Source organism: Pseudomonas sp. Xaverov 259 (assembly GCF_019352915.1).
Lineage (GTDB): Bacteria > Pseudomonadota > Gammaproteobacteria > Pseudomonadales > Pseudomonadaceae > Aquipseudomonas.
Map to the genome: position 1 here is coordinate 85866 of NZ_JAAAFV010000027.1, position 15917 is coordinate 101782.

At 55.0% G+C, this 15917-nt stretch carries 17 protein-coding genes; 5 read left to right on the top strand and 12 right to left on the bottom strand.

The window, feature by feature from the left end; translation table 11 throughout:
* Window positions 1–539: 539 nt before the first annotated feature.
* Window positions 540–2132, top strand: coding sequence for a M10 family metallopeptidase C-terminal domain-containing protein (locus tag K0H48_RS09695; protein ID WP_368862115.1), 1593 nt, complete (start codon window positions 540–542; stop codon window positions 2130–2132).
* A gap of 128 nt (window positions 2133–2260) precedes the next feature.
* A complete protein-coding gene (locus K0H48_RS09700; RefSeq protein ID WP_219267301.1) occupies window positions 2261–3622 on the top strand; it encodes a M10 family metallopeptidase C-terminal domain-containing protein in 1362 nt (453 codons plus the stop codon).
* Window positions 3623–3702: 80 nt separating this feature from the next.
* Here K0H48_RS09700 and K0H48_RS09705 read toward each other — a convergent pair whose 3' ends face one another.
* The 4 genes from K0H48_RS09705 to K0H48_RS09720 form a co-directional block, all read right to left on the bottom strand.
* The gene (locus K0H48_RS09705; protein WP_017136674.1) at window positions 3703–4353 is read right to left on the bottom strand and encodes a DUF799 domain-containing protein; all 651 of its coding nucleotides are present in this window, start codon (window positions 4351–4353) and stop codon (window positions 3703–3705) included.
* Window positions 4350–4712: a DUF4810 domain-containing protein gene (locus K0H48_RS09710; RefSeq protein ID WP_138817358.1), complete on the bottom strand. Its 363-nt coding sequence runs from the start codon at window positions 4710–4712 to the stop codon at window positions 4350–4352. Before K0H48_RS09710 ends, K0H48_RS09705 begins: the two co-directional genes overlap by 4 nt.
* A gap of 29 nt (window positions 4713–4741) precedes the next feature.
* The gene (locus tag K0H48_RS09715; protein ID WP_219267302.1) at window positions 4742–5422 is read right to left on the bottom strand and encodes a CsgG/HfaB family protein; all 681 of its coding nucleotides are present in this window, start codon (window positions 5420–5422) and stop codon (window positions 4742–4744) included.
* Between the two features lie 67 nt (window positions 5423–5489).
* Window positions 5490–5666: a hypothetical protein gene (locus tag K0H48_RS09720; protein WP_219267303.1), complete on the bottom strand. Its 177-nt coding sequence runs from the start codon at window positions 5664–5666 to the stop codon at window positions 5490–5492.
* Window positions 5667–5850: 184 nt separating this feature from the next.
* Here K0H48_RS09720 and K0H48_RS09725 point away from each other — a divergent pair, with 184 nt between their 5' ends.
* Both K0H48_RS09725 and K0H48_RS09730 read left to right on the top strand, forming a co-directional pair.
* Window positions 5851–6462, top strand: a complete 612-nt coding sequence (locus tag K0H48_RS09725; protein WP_219267304.1) for a hypothetical protein — start codon at window positions 5851–5853, stop codon at window positions 6460–6462.
* A 16-nt stretch (window positions 6463–6478) separates the two neighbouring features.
* Complete coding sequence (locus K0H48_RS09730; RefSeq protein ID WP_219267305.1) at window positions 6479–7066, top strand: hypothetical protein; 588 nt, start codon at window positions 6479–6481, stop codon at window positions 7064–7066.
* 669 nt (window positions 7067–7735) lie between these two features.
* On the opposite strand, the gene K0H48_RS09735 is transcribed toward K0H48_RS09730, so the two are convergent.
* Complete coding sequence (locus tag K0H48_RS09735; protein WP_219267306.1) at window positions 7736–10300, bottom strand: autotransporter outer membrane beta-barrel domain-containing protein; 2565 nt, start codon at window positions 10298–10300, stop codon at window positions 7736–7738.
* A gap of 680 nt (window positions 10301–10980) precedes the next feature.
* Between K0H48_RS09735 and K0H48_RS09740 the strand changes: the two genes are divergently transcribed.
* Window positions 10981–11235: a hypothetical protein gene (locus tag K0H48_RS09740; protein WP_073637951.1), complete on the top strand. Its 255-nt coding sequence runs from the start codon at window positions 10981–10983 to the stop codon at window positions 11233–11235.
* A 193-nt stretch (window positions 11236–11428) separates the two neighbouring features.
* On the opposite strand, the gene K0H48_RS09745 is transcribed toward K0H48_RS09740, so the two are convergent.
* The 7 genes from K0H48_RS09745 to K0H48_RS09775 all read right to left on the bottom strand — a co-directional run bounded on the left by K0H48_RS09745 (window position 11429) and on the right by K0H48_RS09775 (window position 15833).
* Window positions 11429–11917: a hypothetical protein gene (locus tag K0H48_RS09745; protein WP_257626905.1), complete on the bottom strand. Its 489-nt coding sequence runs from the start codon at window positions 11915–11917 to the stop codon at window positions 11429–11431.
* A gap of 63 nt (window positions 11918–11980) precedes the next feature.
* Entirely contained in the window at window positions 11981–12400 is a 420-nt protein-coding gene (locus K0H48_RS09750) for a hypothetical protein (protein WP_219267307.1), read from the bottom strand.
* 739 nt (window positions 12401–13139) lie between these two features.
* On the bottom strand, window positions 13140–13457 hold the full coding sequence (locus tag K0H48_RS09755) for a hypothetical protein (RefSeq protein WP_219267308.1): 318 nt from the start codon (window positions 13455–13457) through the stop codon (window positions 13140–13142).
* Window positions 13454–13786, bottom strand: coding sequence for a DNA/RNA non-specific endonuclease (locus K0H48_RS09760; RefSeq protein ID WP_219267309.1), 333 nt, complete (start codon window positions 13784–13786; stop codon window positions 13454–13456). Before K0H48_RS09760 ends, K0H48_RS09755 begins: the two co-directional genes overlap by 4 nt.
* 499 nt (window positions 13787–14285) lie before the next feature.
* Entirely contained in the window at window positions 14286–14531 is a 246-nt protein-coding gene (locus K0H48_RS30700) for a transposase (RefSeq protein ID WP_257626906.1), read from the bottom strand.
* 364 nt (window positions 14532–14895) lie between these two features.
* Entirely contained in the window at window positions 14896–15294 is a 399-nt protein-coding gene (locus tag K0H48_RS09770) for an SMI1/KNR4 family protein (protein WP_219267310.1), read from the bottom strand.
* 107 nt (window positions 15295–15401) lie between these two features.
* A complete protein-coding gene (locus K0H48_RS09775) occupies window positions 15402–15833 on the bottom strand; it encodes a hypothetical protein (protein ID WP_219267311.1) in 432 nt (143 codons plus the stop codon).
* Window positions 15834–15917 lie beyond the last annotated feature (84 nt).

Below are 15917 nucleotides of genomic sequence, written 5' to 3' on the forward strand. Positions count from 1 at the left end.
CACATAATAAACAAGATTGAAAAGAGCGCTTTCAAAATGAAAAATATCAGCATGGAAAACAGTGTAGCACTCGCAAAAATCAAGAACTCAATAAACATGACCAGCATTGCAATTCATGTAAACTCCACCCCAGAAACACCCAACAAATATTCACCTCATTGCCAATAAACTTATAGGATGCGAAGGTATTGTCAGCACACGGACATGCGCTTCCCATACGAAAAAGGAACTCATCCCACAATAAAATCTGGATTATTCTTATGAGAGTCGACTTGAGGTCGTTAGCACTTCCACACCAGAACTTCGGGGGGGATTTTTTGCAACCGTTACTTTGGCCTTTGGCCCAAGTATACCGGCACTCGATTTTTCGTCCATTTATACAGCCATTCGTTCAGCACCCGTTTGTGCGCCAGCTTATTCAACCGACTACGTACACCCCGTCGGACCCAAACCCCGGAACCCTTCCCAATACCTCCGACACACCGACCAAGCGCAACTGGGATGGCAAAGACCCTACTCTGCGACCTGACGACCCGTATGTGGCCAACCTCAACAAGCGCTCATTCGATGCACGCCAGGCCGTCAATAACCTCACTCGCTGGAACGCTCGTTGGCGTGACATTAATGGGGATGGCAAGGTCTCTGTGGGCTACTCGTTCAACTCCGGTTTCAGGCAGTTCAATGAGCACCAGAAAGAAATAGCACGCCGTGCCCTGCAGTCGTGGAGCGACGCGGCCAACCTTTCCTTCGTGGAAAATGGGCCTCGCACAGAAGGGAGGATGTCGTTTCACATATCCTCCGCAGTGCCCACCGGCTCTGGCAAATCACCAGGTAACCACGACGATGCCGGCGTCACGATCTACAACCCCAATTATGTGACGGACGACATGGTTGTTCACGAAACAGGCCACGCACTGGGGCTGGCACATAGCGGTAATTACGATGGCGGCCTGAGCGAAAGCCAATGGAGCCATGCACAAGACTCGAAGGCTCATAGCGTCATGAGTTATTTCAGTGCAGAGAAAAGCGGCAAAAGCCATGGCCGTTCCGATCCAGATTCACCCATGATGGATGATATTTCCACCATCCAGGCGCTCTATGGCGTCAATCGCCAAATCCGTCAGGACGACACCACCTACGGATTCAATTCCAACAGCCAGCGTGACCACTACACGCTCAATTCCAGCCGGCAAAATGCGGTGTTCTGTATATGGGATGGGGGCGGCAATGATACGCTCGATGTCTCCGGCTACGTTTCCAATCAGACGATCAATCTCAAGGCCGGCTCGTACTCCGATGTCGGCGGGCTCAGGGGCAACGTTTCCATCGCTCGCGGTGTCGTCATGGAAAACGCCATCGGTGGCTCAGGCGACGACGCGCTGATCGGCAACGATGCCGATAACCGGTTCACCGGCGGCGCGGGTGCTGACCGGCTGCGCGGCGGCAGCGGCGCGGATACGTTTGACTACAACAGTGCCACTGACTCCACGCCCGAAAACCCCGATACGATTATGGATTTCGTCAGCGGCACCGACAAAATCAATGTGTCCGTGGCCATGAAGAACGCCAATGTCAGCGCCCTGGCCTTCGTCAACGAAATGACAGGCAAGGCCGGTGAAACCGTGCTCACCTACGATGAACACAGCGGCAAGGGCAGCGTGGCGATTGACCTGACGGGCGACGGCAAAGCCGACCTGCTGATCCGCACCTATGGGCAAGTCAAAGCAGAAGATATTGTCGCCTCCGCAAACACTCCAGCCCCTCATCAACAGCCTGACGCCCCAACTACTCGATCCGCGGTCACACCCACCCAACAAGCCCATCGCTCAATTACACACACTTACGAAAAGCTCAATGACTCGTCCTATCACAATGCCGACTTGATCGAGGACTTTGTCAGTGGCAAAGACAAGATCGATCTCACCGACCTGGTAAAGAATACCGGCACACCGCTGCGGCTTGTCGCCAACTATACAGGCCGCATTGGCGATACCGTGATTAAGTTCAACTCACACAGTGGTCGATACTTTGTGGGCGTGGACTTGACGGGTAATCGCCAGACCGACTTTCTGATCAAAAGTACTCAACTAATAAAACCCGAGGACATTATGGGTTTAACTGCAAATATTTAAAGCCAAGCCGGGTCATCTTCACGCAGGTAGTAATTCCAACGCTTTACCCTATCACCCCTGGAGCAATCCCGTTACCCATGAACGTTAACGTTCCCTCCTCCGCTCGTCTATTAAAAGGATTCAAGTAGATGCACTCTGTTATTAACAAGCCTTATACGCCGCTTGCATTATTTAAATCGGCCCGGCAACCACCTGGCGCCTTAAACGACACACCATTGCTGTCCTACACCACCGACCAAGCCGCCAGGCAACTGCTGCGCGCCAGTCGGGAAATGGGATTGAAATGGCAAGACCGCAACCGCGACGGCGTCATTGATATTGCCTATGAGTTCTTTAAGCCGGGTGAGCCGCACAGGGTCAGTCATGTTCCCAAGGGAGCCAGTGAGTTAAATGGACAACAAAAAAAACGTGCGCTGATGTCGATGCAAGCCTGGGCCGATGTCGCCCGTATAAAGTTCTCGCATAAAAGCGCGAGTACCGAGGGGCGGCTGACCCTGGGTATCTACGAGGGCAACGAGGAATCCTATGCGTCCCTGCCCTTTCCCAAGCGCTTCAAAGAAGGCGGCGAGGCATGGCTGGACTCAGGGCATGCACAACCCAAGACGGACCGTCACGACCGACATGTCATGACCCACGAAATTGGGCATACGCTGGGCCTTGACCATACCGGCAACTATACCGAGCAACCCGCCAAGCGCGAATACCTGGAGGACACTCAAGCCTACAGCGTGATGAGTTACAACCCCGAAATCAGAAGTGGTCAGAACTTCTCGAAAAACGCACAGTGGACCTACTATTCGGCGGCGCCCCTGATGCATGACATTGCAGCCATACAGGCCGCCTACGGCGCCAACTACCAGACCCGGCGCGGCGATACCATTTACGGTTTCAACTCCAACACCGAGCGCGATCATTTCAGCCTGACGTCCTCACGGGACGCTCCGGTTTTTTGCATATGGGATGGCGGCGGCAACGATACGTTGGACTGCTCCGGTTTCAATCAGAAACAAACCATCAACTTGAACGCCGAAGCCTTCTCTGATGTGGGCGGTATGAAAGGCAATGTTTCCATCGCCAAGGGCGTGACCGTGGAAAATGCCATTGGCGGCAGCCATGACGATACGTTGATCGGCAACCACGCTAACAACCGCCTCAAGGGTGGGGGCGGCGCAGACACGTTGAGCGGCGGCGGCGGCGCCGACAGTTTCGTCTATAACCACGCCAGCGACTCCACGCCTGCAAACCCCGACGTAATCATGGATTTCACCAGCGGCACCGACAAGATTGACCTGCGCGGGCTGGAGCGAAGGTCCAACACGCAATTTAAACCTGTCAAAGCGTTCAGCGGGCGCATCGGCGACGCGATCGTAGGCTTCAACCCGCAGACCCAGCTCTACTTCATCGCTATCGACTTGACTGGCAACCGCACAGCCGACTTCGTGGTGACCAGTACGCAAGTGATCAGGCCACCGGATGTGCTTGTAAACTGACGGCAACGCGTGACACCAAACCCGCGAAGCCTTTGCGGACGCGAGCGGCCAGCAAAGGCTATTCACGGTTGAACAGGCACTTAGTCGGTGCCGTACTTCGGGTTACGCGGGCCATACAAAATGCCGGTGCGCTGCCCCGCCGACAGCAGGCGGACACTGGCAATGCCGGCAATCGGGTGCGCCGCATCGGTGGAGCTGTTGATCACCTGCTTCACCGCCGCCGACACCAGCATGCCCACCAGGCCGCCACCATTGTTGTTGCCTTCCTCGCTGGACGCACGCGCGGAGCCGGTCCACAACGTGGTGCCAGTGCGCAGGTCCACCAGCTTGGCCGAGGCGGTCACGGAGGTGTCGCTGGAGATCAGCATGTACTTGGTGCCGTAATCGCTGATGGTGATGTACAGCGCCGCGTCCGCACCAAAAATGTCATGCAGCTTGCCCGGCGCCACGCCCTGGATATCGTTGGCGGTGGTGAGACCGTTCTGGCGGAAAGTTTCGTCCACCAGGGCAATCGGCAACACGTAGTAACCGGCTTCGGCCAACGGGTAGGTGACCTGCGAAACCAGGCTGTAGGAGGCCTGCACTTCCGGTGACTCATTGATCGGCGGCAGTACCAGAATCGACTTCGGCCGAGCCTGTTTGAACGCTGTGTAATCAATGGTCTTGGGCGCCGCGCAGCCGCCGAGCAACGCCAGGGCCAGCAAGGCGCCGGTGAGTTTTAACAGGTTCATTTAGTGGCGACTCCAGCCTTGGCGTTTTTCAGCAGAAAATCCATGTACGCGGCAGATTCAGGGAACAACGCCTTCTCGGTACGAAACTCCTGCACCATCTGGTCATCCTTGCCCATGCTCAGGTACAGCATGCCCAAGTGCGCGTGGTAACCCGGCGGGGCTTTACGGCCGCTGGCGTTGATCTTTTGCAGATCACGCTCCAGGGCTTCCACTTGCGCTTCCTTGGGCTCGCCCTTGAAGTACTCGTAAACCTGCGGCTGGTAGCTTTCCCATTGATACAGGGGTTGGGGCGCCGTCTGGCACCCGGCGACCGTCGCGATTGCTGTCAGCATCAGCGCCAACTTAACTGCCTTGCTCATCCGTGTAGTGCTCCTTGGCGTTTTTGTTATCAGTTACGCGGGTTCCAGGCGCCGGCGTTGATGCCGTCTACCAGGCGGTTGATCGCTTCGCGCATGGCCAGGTCCAGAACCTTGCCATTGAGGGTGGAGTCGTAGCTGGCAGTGCCGCCAAAACCGATGACTTCACGGTTGGAGAGCGCGTACTCACCGGCGCCCTGGGTGGAATACACCACTTCGGAGGTGCTGATGTTGACGATATTCAGCGCGACTTTGGCGTAAGCCACTTGGGTTTTGCCACGGCCGAGAATGCCGAACAACTGGCGGTCGCCGGTCTCTTTGCGGCCGAATTCGGTCACGTCGCCCGTCACCACGTAGTCAGCGCCTTTAAGCTTTTGCACGGTGCCTTTGATCGCGGCTTCCTGGGAGATTTCGCCCATGTTGTCGCGGTCCAGCACGCTGAAGCGGTTGGTCTGCTGCAGGTGGGTGATCAGGATGGTCTTGGCCTGGCCGCCGAGGCGGTCAACGCCGTCGGAGAAGATGCCGCGCATGTAGCTGGAGCGGTTATCGAACTTGCCCACGGCAATCGGCACACGCACGCCGGAATAAGCGACGTGGGCGCTGGCAACTTGCTCCACCGGCATCGCGCGGTTGCTCTCGGTGGCGCAACCGGCCACGCTCAGCAGCGCTGCGGCGGTGAGGCCCGACAGCAGGATTTTGGACAGTTTTTTCACAGAGTGCTCCTAGGGGTGGAACCAGCGGAAAGGGCTGTTATGTAAGTTATCAACGAAGTCGCGGCAATCAGATTTTGCTGAAAAAACGCGCGTGTTTGCGCGCAGCCTCAACATCGACAGTGTCGAGCCCGCCAATAGCGGTATCAGGAAGGGTGACTGCCACGCAGCAGTGCGGTTGAAACGTGCGGCCCGCGGTGAGGCGGGTGGCAGGGAGAAAAGCAGAGAGGCGCATTGCTTGATTCATCCTTGAAAATGCCTTGTATCCAGTGCGCGGCATTTTACGGGGTTGCCCTGTGTACTCAAGCGGTTTCGCTGCTGCGGGGGCGTTCCCCGCTCAACGGCATTCTGTTACGTTGCGCGCCCGCCTCAAGTTACACAACCATCGGTCGAGACATTGGCTTGGCTTGTTCATTAAATAGGGATATTGCGTGTTGAAAACCCTCCTTCGGGCTGCGGCCCTGATCGCGACGCTGTCGATGACCGGCTGCGTCTCCTACACCGTCAGCGGCCCCATCGGCACCCCGCTCCACCCGGCACCCGTCAGCAGCCCACGCAGTGCGCAAGTCGCTGATGTGACGGTAAGCGCCGCCGACGTCAACGACGCCAACAAAACCGCGATCAGCCGTTCGCTCACGGCCCAGCTCAACCAGTACGTGCGTACGGCGGGCTACTTCAAGCAGATCACTGAGTACCCGGTGCGTTTGGGCGAAAACGACGTCGCGCTGAAATTCAACATGACTTCCCTCAAGGGTCACCGTGGCGTTCACCCCGCCTACGTGCCTGGCGCGCTGCTGACGCTGACGATCTGGATCTGGGTCAACGGCCCGATTTTCGTCGACACCTTCGACGTGGCCGGCGACCTGGTGATTGTCGACCGCGACGGCAAAGAACTGGCGAGCGCCAAGCAAGAGGTCAAGTTTGAACGCAACGTGGGCCTCTACGGCCGCGAATACTGGGCCCCGACCATGGGCGCCAAACAGTTGAACGAACTGGTCGCACAACTGCTCGACACCGCCACCGCCAAACTCGCCAAACCGTAATTTCAGGGAGCAACACATGAAAGGGTTGATCAAACACAGCCTGGTCCTCGCCGCCGTCTTGTTGACCGGCTGCGTGTCCTACTCGCAACACGAATTGCCAGCCGTGCAAACCTGGCCGCCGACCGCCGCCACACCCGCGCAAAAGCCTACTGCCTACGTGCGCACAACGGCACTGCGACAAGTCAACGGCGGCCCCGGCAATACGGTTGCTGGCGCACCCGCGGCCCTGTGGGACAAGGCCGTGACTGACGCTTTCCGCCAATCCAACCGCTTTGCACGGGTGAGCACCGACAAGGTCGACTCGGACATCTACGCTGACGCCACGCTGTACAACAACGAACAGTTCAGCATGGCCTCGGCAATCATCACCGGCGCCACGTTCTTCATCATCCCGTCCACGGCGAAAAACACCTTCACCCTGGAAACCGTGTTCAAGGACAAGGACGGCAAAGAGTTGGGCCGGGTCAAGAAAAGCGAATCCGTGCGCACCTGGATGCACCTGGTGCTGATCGTGGGTATACCGTTCCAGGCCAATACCGGTGAAGTGGTTGAAGCGCTGACCCGCAGCACGCTGGATGAGGCCGTGCAGCGCAAGTTGTTCTGACAAACGCAACACCACATGTGGGAGCGGGCTTGCTCGCGAAGGCGGTGTGTCAGCCAATGCATGTATCGACTGGTCTACCGCTTTCGCGAGCAAGCCCGCTCCCACAGGGTCAGGTGGTGATGGCTTGCAACGCATGCCGCACTGACGACAGCTGAGCTGAAAGCAAAACCCAGCTACCTGAAACACCCACATCCAAATGTGGGAGCGGGCTTGCTCGCGAAGGCGGTGTGTCAGCCAGTGCATGTATCGACTGGTCTACCGCTTTCGCGAGCAAGCCCGCTCCCACAGGGGTTTGGTGGTGTTGGCTTGAAGCGCGTAACGCACTGGTGACAGCTGAGCTGAAAGCAAAATCCAGCTTCCTGAAACACCTCTATCCAAATGTGGGAGCGGGCTTGCTCGCGAAGGCGGTGTGTCAGCCAGTGCATGTATCGACTGACCTGCCGCTTTCGCGAGCAAGCCCGCTCCCACAGGGGTTTGGTGGTGTTGGCTTGAAGCGCGTAACGCACTGGCGACAGCTGAGCTGAAAGCAAAACCCAGCTACCTGAAACACCCACATCCAAATGTGGGAGCGGGCTTGCTCGCGAAGGCGGTGTGTCAGTCAATGCATGTATTGACTGACCTGCGGCTTTCGCGAGCAAGCCCGCTCCCACAGGGGTTTGGTGCTGTGGTTTAGAACGCGTAACGCGCTTTGAGCATCACGCCATCGGCGTCAAAGCCACTGCGCGCCTGGCGGGTGTAGCTGGCGCCCACGGTGAAGTCCGACACCTGGTAGTTCACGCCCACGCTCGCCTCGTAGCTGTCACGCGCCACCGATGCGCCGGTGGTGGTGAACGCCGCACCACCCGCCACAAAGTTGGAGGTTTGCGCGACGCGATCACCCATCAGGTCGTGATAGGCCATCAAGGTCGCTTCCGGTTGCAGGCTGCCTGCGCCCATCGGCAAGTTGCCGGCCAAACGCACACCGGCGCCCAGCTCACCCACTTCATAACGCTGCGAACGCGTGCTCAGCGCGGCGGCCGAACCCTTCTCGTCAAAACCGTCCATGCGCACATTGGCATAACGCGCCGCCACACGCGGTTCGATCACCACCGCCTGCGATGGCTTGAAGCTGTAGCCGCCGATCACGCTGGCCGACAACACATTGCTGTCATAACTGCCCTTGGCCGTGGTGCCGGCCACATGGCGCTTGCTGTCGTTGTCGTTATGACCGTAGCTGAGGCTGCCATCGACAAACCAGTTTTGCAGCGCCCAGTTGCCATACAGCGACAGCGCGTGGCCCTCCACATCGGTCTTGTTGCCGATGTCCGAATGGATGTTGGAATTGAGGTAGCTGTAAGCCACGCCCAAGGTGGTGGTGTCGTTCAAACGCCCGTCCACACCCACCGCCATGCCGCTGCTGTTGGCCGAGTAACCGTTATTCCCGCCGCGCCCATCCTGGTCCATGTTGCTGCTCAAACCCTGCACCCACACGCCGCCGGTTTGACGGTTTTCGCGCTGGTCGGTAAGGCGGTTGAAGATCGCGCCATTGATAACAGTCTGCCCCGACAACGCCACATCCAGCGCGCCACGGTTGACGTCCGGCTTGAGCTGCTCACTCACCTGAGCAAGCTGTTGCGCAGTCCCGGCGTTGGCGAGGGACTGGAACACTGGGTCGTTCTGATTCAGCCCGCCGAGCACCTCGTTCTTGAACGTATTCACGGCCGTGGCCGCTGCGGCGCTGGCACCTGCGCCGACAAGTTCCTGCTGCACTTGCTGATTGTCTTTAACTGCGACGACAGCCTTGACCGTTTGCGCATCCGCCGAGTAGCTCAGCACGTTGAGCAGCGACGACGAACTGGCAACCGACAAGCCGTTGTTCTGCACACTGGTGGCCTGCAACAGCGTGTATTGGGTGCCGTTATTGGTATGCGCAAAGTCGCCTGGCTGCGCACTCACCGTGAGCTTCGACGCCTGGGCGAAATTGGCCATGCCATTAACCGATAGATACGGCGTGGTCGGTACCACGCTGTCGGCCAGGTGCATATCAATGCCCGCGCCGCTGGCGACATTAAGGTTGCCGCTGATCGTGGTGCCGGGCGCGGCCAGGTTCAGCGAGCCGGAATTGATCGACACCGGCGCGATGATGCGCTGGCCGACAAAATCAGCTTGGCCAGCGACATTCACCGCACTCAGGTTGAGCAGGTCGCCGGTGATTTTGCCGCCCGTCCAGTTCAGCGTGGCAAGGTTGGCAGCGTCGATGGCCGTGCCGGATTTGCTGCGGATCTCGCCTGCTTGCTGGTTGATCTCGAACGGCGAAGTCTGGTCACGGGCATCGACCAGGATCGCGGTGCTGTCGGCACTGATCAGGCCACGGTTGATAACGCCGCGCGCGCCCGACTGCGGGTTCTGGGTAAAGGTCGCCCCAGTCAGATGCACAGCCACCGCATTGGCGCCGTTGGCTTCAATCGTGCCGGTGTTGAGCAAGTAATCGAAGGTACCGGAGTTGAACTGTACGGCCCTGGCCATGCCACCGTTGACCGTCACCACACCGCTGTTTTCTATACGCAGGTCACTGGTGTCGGTTTCAACTTCAATGCCCAACGCCTCTTCACCCGTGACGCGGATGGTGCCGGAGTTGAGGATTTTGCCGCCCACGGTCACCGGCATGTTGTTATGGGTGTCCAGGATCAGGCCGTAACCGTAGATGGAAGTGACATCAATCAGGCCGGAGTTGATCACGTCACCACCGACGGTCGTACCATTGAGGTACATGCCCTCACCGTCACTGTCCGACCCCGGCACGTCAACGGCGACGATAGTTCCGGAGTTGATCACACTGCCGCCGATGTTCGCGGCGCCCACTTCAAAACCTTCGGCCCAGGTCTGGTTGGTGAGCCTGATCGTACCGGCCTGGATCACATCACCGGTGATCGTGCCGCCACGGGCGCGCAGATCAGAGTCCAGTGCGCCATCCACCACAAAACCACGGATGTTGAGGCCACTGCCATCGATGCTGTAGTCGGCGCGGTTGATCAGCGAGCCCTGAATATCGGTCTCGGCAACACTCGCCCCATCGACATAACGCTGGGTGGCCACCACATTGCGCGATCCGACCAAGGTGACAGGCTCGTTGAACACCTGGCCTTTCCACTTATTCTGGCCGCTGCTCACGTCGAATTCCACCGCTGCAACATGCGCGGCGCCTGCGCTGACCATCAGGGCCAACAGGGTTTTCTGGAACGGCTTACGCTTCATTTCAAACTCCATGAACTACAGTCAAAGCCGCCAATACGCCCGGCGGCTGTAGGTGTGCTGAGCGAGGGATAAGATGATCCGAATGCATTCCCCAAGGCACTTTGCTGAACCACAGGCGCGGGCAATCGCACCGCAGCCGGTGGTGGCAGACAAGGGATTGGGGAGGCGAAGTTCACATTAATCCTTAATGTCGTTTTAAAACGCTGCAGTCCATGCAGCCCGACCGGTTGCGGGTGGGCGGGTTAAAGACCCGGGCCTGAGGGAAATGGTTCCTTTTGCGGTAGGAAACTTCCCCAAACTACCGAGGGTTTGCCTGATATCCGTGACCGGACGGCGGAATACGTTGGGGATGGTGGGGTTGGGGATAGGCGAAAGGGGGTTGAGTCAGGGCGTTGGTGCCTTGCGTGGGTTTGGGTGGGGGGCTTATAGTCCGGCCCGTCGCCCATATGGCGATCAGGTTTGGCGACCTGACAACAGAGTGCAAAAGCAACCCGCTTCTATGCAGGTGTTTTTGCACCCGCAAAGCTGTGCATGTTATGGCGGCTGTGCGCGGGAGACCTTCGGGTCTGCCGGTTACTCTGTTCCGGTTCGCCAACCTGCGTACAGCTGCCACCCATTCGTTTGGCGACGAATGCGTGGTGGCTTAATCCACTAACAGAGTACTGAAAATGAACCAATACATGCCCCTAACGGGCCACGACTGCACCGTCCCCGCTCTGCTTATCGACACCCGCGCGCCCCTCGACGTGCTCCACGACGCCGCCGCGTACCGGATTCGAGCCGTCACCCAACTGTTGGAAAACCTGGCCTTCCGCGAACAGCTCAGCAGCGATGCTGTGGTGCTTCAAGACTTCGCCCAACTACTGGCTATACCGCTGCGTGATGGGTGTGATTTGCTGGATGTCATTATTCGCAGGCTTAACAGCGTCAACTGACCGCGACAGGGCGGCTGACGAGTTGCCCTGTTAACGGTGAGGCAGTGAGTAGGTGCGGGCCACGCTTGGGCAGTAAAAGTGGCCTGTCGCCTATGCAACTTTGGCGTGAAAATGGCGGAAAGGGGACAGATTTATTTAATTAACAAAGCACTCGGAAAACTAAATAAATCCGTCCTCTTTCCCCTCCATCAAATTACACATTAGAAAGCTTCCACAGTATCGCGTAAGGCAGCTCTTCATCAACAATATCATGCAAGCGAAAATAATAAACAGCCAATGAGCTTTCTAAGCCCTTATGAACAAATGCACCATCAGACATAACTCGATAGGAGGCGTACTCAGTAAATTTGTCAGAACCAAGAGAGCCAAGAGCATTTTTTATCTGACTATAGGTCCCCCCCGCCCCAACTGGAAGCAATTCAGGCGGCGGCCGGCATACGGCCATGTCATCATTTTCAACATCCCTGTAGTAGGCTCTTCTAAATGCAGGCTCACTGCAGGCCCAGTAGAGGGATAGCAAACGAAGTTTTTCCTCTCCCTCATCAGAAAAAGCGTCAGCTAAAAAATATTGATCGTCTGAAATTTTGTATGCACCGTCGTCCATAGCGATAACGCATTGCTCCCGTAAAACAACGGCGTCTCCAACCTTTGACTTGCACAGCGATGACCATTCTTTCATCATAAATACCTCAAGCCTATAGGCGAAAAGGGGACTAAGAAAAGAACGCAAAACGTGGTCTGCCCCCTATTTCCTCCCGGCGCAAATCTGCTCCCAGCCTTTCACGATGGTGCCGGTGTACTTGCCACAGGTCGCCCCTTCCAAATTCGCGTCGAGCGCGTCGCGCTCAGGCGCAAGCCATACCGCGTCGGCCAAGTACACCGCGCCCGCTGCCAGCAGCAGAACCACGGCCACACGCGTCGCCATGTAGCGCGCCGTGGCCCTAGGCGTGCGCACGCGCTCGAACACAAAGGCGAACAGCAGCCCAATGCCACACATCAGGAAACCGCCCAGCGCCGCTCCGAAAGCGCCGGCGGTGGAGCTGTCGAAGGAGCCCCACGCCAACATACAAACGCTGGCACTGACGAACATCAGCAGCAGACACAACCCCTGCACCAACCGCCATCCGACTACCGCTAAACCTGCCATCTGAACCTCACGTGTCATGGGAACCTCGTACAGATATGCGCCGGTTCATTCCAAAAACTTGGTCTGCCCCCTATATCCCCCCGGCATAAAAACCTCTAATTACTAAGTAGCACTGTCGGCGACCAAGGACAGATTTTCATATTTAAAAATTTCTCGCTTATAAAACAGCACTGCAAACCCACGGCCTCCACTCTATGTCCCCTGACTTATCAGCGCCATCCAATAATCGTACGTTTCTCGTGGGTCAAAGGGGGCTGGGTCAAAGGGGACGGATTTATTTAATTAACAAAGTACTCGGAAAATTAAATAAATCCGCCCCCTTTTTCCTTCGTGAACTTTACAGCCATACAGATCTGCAAGTAGGGCTAATGTATCAATGTAAAAAATATAGTCTTTATCTGAATAAAAACACGCAGCCCGATTGTTTCCCCGCTGAATAATATGCAACGGGATATTCGGCATTAAAACCCTAGGAAGGCGAGCCATATAAACCCCTTGTTGGACAAGAGATTATAGCTTAGCCTTCGATCACTAGGCCGACGAAATAAAACTATTACAAAACTAAATTATGCTTTGAAAATAACAACTCTACTAAACTCTAAAAAAGCAAAATCGTGGCCCACCTTATTTTTCAAAAAAATGAACCATATTTTTAAATAACAACTTTACTGAACTCTAAAAAACGCAAAACGTGGTCCACAAAACGTGGTCTGCCCCCTATTTCCCTAGCCAGTTTGACACCACCTTTTGCACCAACTTAATAAATGAATTTGGTATTAGCCTTTCCACTAGGGTCGATAACCAGTACAAATTTTCTCCAATCACCACCCGTGTGCGACCTCATCAGCTCGTGCAACTTATGGACGTGACTAGAAGCTCTATCTTCAGGGTCATCCAAAAGCTCGCTGAAGAACAAGCCATCGCGAACGAATGAGTATTTAGAACCTACAGACCACCCTCCGTCATAAACTTCATACTCAAATTCACAACGCATTTCTTCGTACGGACCATTCGCAGAGTCATGCATGATCTGCGTGAGCGCATTCAAGACCTGTACTTGTTGCTCAATGCTCATTGCCCGGCCTCATTTCTGAATGACTTGCGCATTTTTGTTCCATTGATTGAGTAGTCAATAACTAATGAATCTGATCTTGCCGACACAGGATCCGTTCTAGAAAAGCGCACTGTTACGGCGCCGACCTGATCACCGTTGTTCAACCCCTTCTTAATTTCTGTTTCCCAGCGCTTATAGGCAGAGTTATTGAAATTACCATCCTGCGGAAAGAGGTTGAATCTGTCACAGGTACCACCAAGCTGACAACCCTGGATGTGCCCCCCCACATCCGTTGGCAATCCCTCTTTGCCAACTGCCGTTTGGCGTGCATCACGGACGCCTTTATCCAACGACGGACTCAGGGGAAACAGGGGAAACAGGGGTCAGACCACTATTTTAAACTTTTAACATACACTTTTTCGGGCGTCCTGACACACTCACTGAAACTCTATTACCTAATATCTGCGCAATCTCTGACGCAAACTTCTGATCGCCCAAAACATAATTACCGTTTGTAGAAGATCGAATTTGTTCTATCAACTCAGGTGAAAGCCGATCCATGAATATTGACCGGTAAGCTTCGGCTCGTTGCGCGGCGCCGCTACCTAAGTCGCTATAAACTGCATGCGGACTTATAAAGCCTGATAGCTCGCCCTGTGCGTTTGTCCTATAGCTGGTCCAACGGTAGTCGCCCGGATGAGCAACCATACCCGCTCTGACCGGGTTCATTTCGATATATCGATAACAAGCTAAAACATAGTTGTCTTGTTGAACCAAACAGGAACGGAAACGGCCTTCCCACAACGTGCCCGTTCATTGATATGTTCGATTGACATACTGAACGTAGCACTACCCTAGCCCCTTCATAAGCAGGCCAGCCCCTGCGCAGCAGGTGGGAGTCAACAACAAATGAACATGATTTGTCATTAAGCACAATGCGTGAACTTTACAGCCATACAATTTAGCAAGCACCGCTAATGTATCAATGTAAAAAATATAGTCTTCATCTGAGTAAAAACACGCAGGCCGATTATTTCCCCGTTGAATAATATGCAACGGGATATCCGGCAGTAAATCCCTAGGACGGCGAGCCATATAAACCCCTAACTGGATAAGAGCTTACAGCTTAGCCGCCCTTCAACAAGCCAACAGAGTGGAATAATTACAAAAAATAAATCATGTTTTTAAAGAGCAACTCTGCTGAACTCTAAAAAACAAAACCGTGGTCTGCCCCCTATTTCTCTGCGATGGGTTTCGCGCCTGCCGTCGCTTTTGCACCTCTAGTTACATCCGTTCATCACGCAGACTGCTGATAATCCGATTCCAGTAGCGTACAGCCTCAAAATGCTGCTGTCTCGTCAACCAAGTTTTGTTCTCAGGACTGGTCGGATCACCACCAACGATAGCGGGTTTAATCTCGAATAGCTCCATGCCTTTAGGGCGTGAGTGCTTATTAAGCTCACTCATTTTGGTCTGCCAATCGAGCAAATAGATCGGGAAGGTCGCTCGCTACCGATATAGCATACTGACGATTCATACCTATAAACGGAATTCGAACTACCGGCATTGCTGCATCCAATGTCTCAAACCCATACCCCTCCCCTCCGCCGTTAGAAGCGAACAAAAATATACCTGGCGCATATGTCTCGACCTCATATTCACGATTGAATTCGACTAGCTCTTCTGCCTTCCAAAAAATAATGTAGCTATCTCCAATGAATCCTTCGCCTCCGTCGTGCGTCTTAAGGAAATTAATGTAACTCTCAGGAAGTGCGACTCCCAAGTGTGTTGACAGACCATCAACAGCCGGAATTTCAGCCGGACCATTGAGCTGCCCCTCTGTTAGATGATATTCCATAGCTATTTTCCTAAGTCTCTCTGCAATTGGTTCCACCAAGGACTTACCTGCTGCCGATGAACATCGCGAGGCAGGATAACTTTATTGGCGGAATCGGTTGCACCAACTCAACTTTTCCCTTTGAGGTGATTTCGCCACGGTACAAGCAAACCGTCCAGCAGGACTCGATCAATAACACCGTCCTCAATAGCGCCAACAAAAGTAGTATCTAACTGAAACTCAAAGGAAAGATTTTCATTTTCAGATAGTTTTTTTACGGCACCTACCAGCGCCTCTACGTCATCTAGATTTTTTGAGTCCATCTCAATAGGAAGTATGTTTGGCGGCAAAGCCGAATAAATTTCCAAAAACCCACCTACTACTTCCGCGCCACTCTCGTCTATCTCGTCAATAAAGGTTGGCGGAGTAACGCTCCATATTCTTGACGCAGCAACCTCATTCACAAGCTGCTGCACATTAGATCTAATAGACTGGTCCAAATCCTGAGCCACGTAAAAAATTAACTTTTGCTTCGCAAGCTCTAGCGGTATGGAATGCATTACTCAGCTCCTTTTTTCGAAGGGTATGCCGGGAGAGCTGACCCTGGACCGCCCGGATTATATCTAAATCCTCCTGGCATATGC

Coding starts and splice junctions, on each gene's coding strand:
- K0H48_RS09710 (WP_138817358.1), bottom strand. CDS start 4,712: ATGAGCAAGGCAGTTAAGTTGGCGCTGATGCTGACAGCAATCGCGACG.
- K0H48_RS09720 (WP_219267303.1), bottom strand. CDS start 5,666: ATGAATCAAGCAATGCGCCTCTCTGCTTTTCTCCCTGCCACCCGCCTC.
- K0H48_RS09750 (WP_219267307.1), bottom strand. CDS start 12,400: ATGACACGTGAGGTTCAGATGGCAGGTTTAGCGGTAGTCGGATGGCGG.
- K0H48_RS09735 (WP_219267306.1), bottom strand. CDS start 10,300: ATGAAGCGTAAGCCGTTCCAGAAAACCCTGTTGGCCCTGATGGTCAGC.
- K0H48_RS09730 (WP_219267305.1), top strand. CDS start 6,479: ATGAAAGGGTTGATCAAACACAGCCTGGTCCTCGCCGCCGTCTTGTTG.
- K0H48_RS09775 (WP_219267311.1), bottom strand. CDS start 15,833: ATGCATTCCATACCGCTAGAGCTTGCGAAGCAAAAGTTAATTTTTTAC.
- K0H48_RS30700 (WP_257626906.1), bottom strand. CDS start 14,531: ATGGCTCGCCGTCCTAGGGATTTACTGCCGGATATCCCGTTGCATATT.
- K0H48_RS09745 (WP_257626905.1), bottom strand. CDS start 11,917: ATGATGAAAGAATGGTCATCGCTGTGCAAGTCAAAGGTTGGAGACGCC.
- K0H48_RS09705 (WP_017136674.1), bottom strand. CDS start 4,353: ATGAACCTGTTAAAACTCACCGGCGCCTTGCTGGCCCTGGCGTTGCTC.
- K0H48_RS09770 (WP_219267310.1), bottom strand. CDS start 15,294: ATGGAATATCATCTAACAGAGGGGCAGCTCAATGGTCCGGCTGAAATT.
- K0H48_RS09740 (WP_073637951.1), top strand. CDS start 10,981: ATGCCCCTAACGGGCCACGACTGCACCGTCCCCGCTCTGCTTATCGAC.
- K0H48_RS09755 (WP_219267308.1), bottom strand. CDS start 13,457: ATGAGCATTGAGCAACAAGTACAGGTCTTGAATGCGCTCACGCAGATC.
- K0H48_RS09700 (WP_219267301.1), top strand. CDS start 2,261: ATGCACTCTGTTATTAACAAGCCTTATACGCCGCTTGCATTATTTAAA.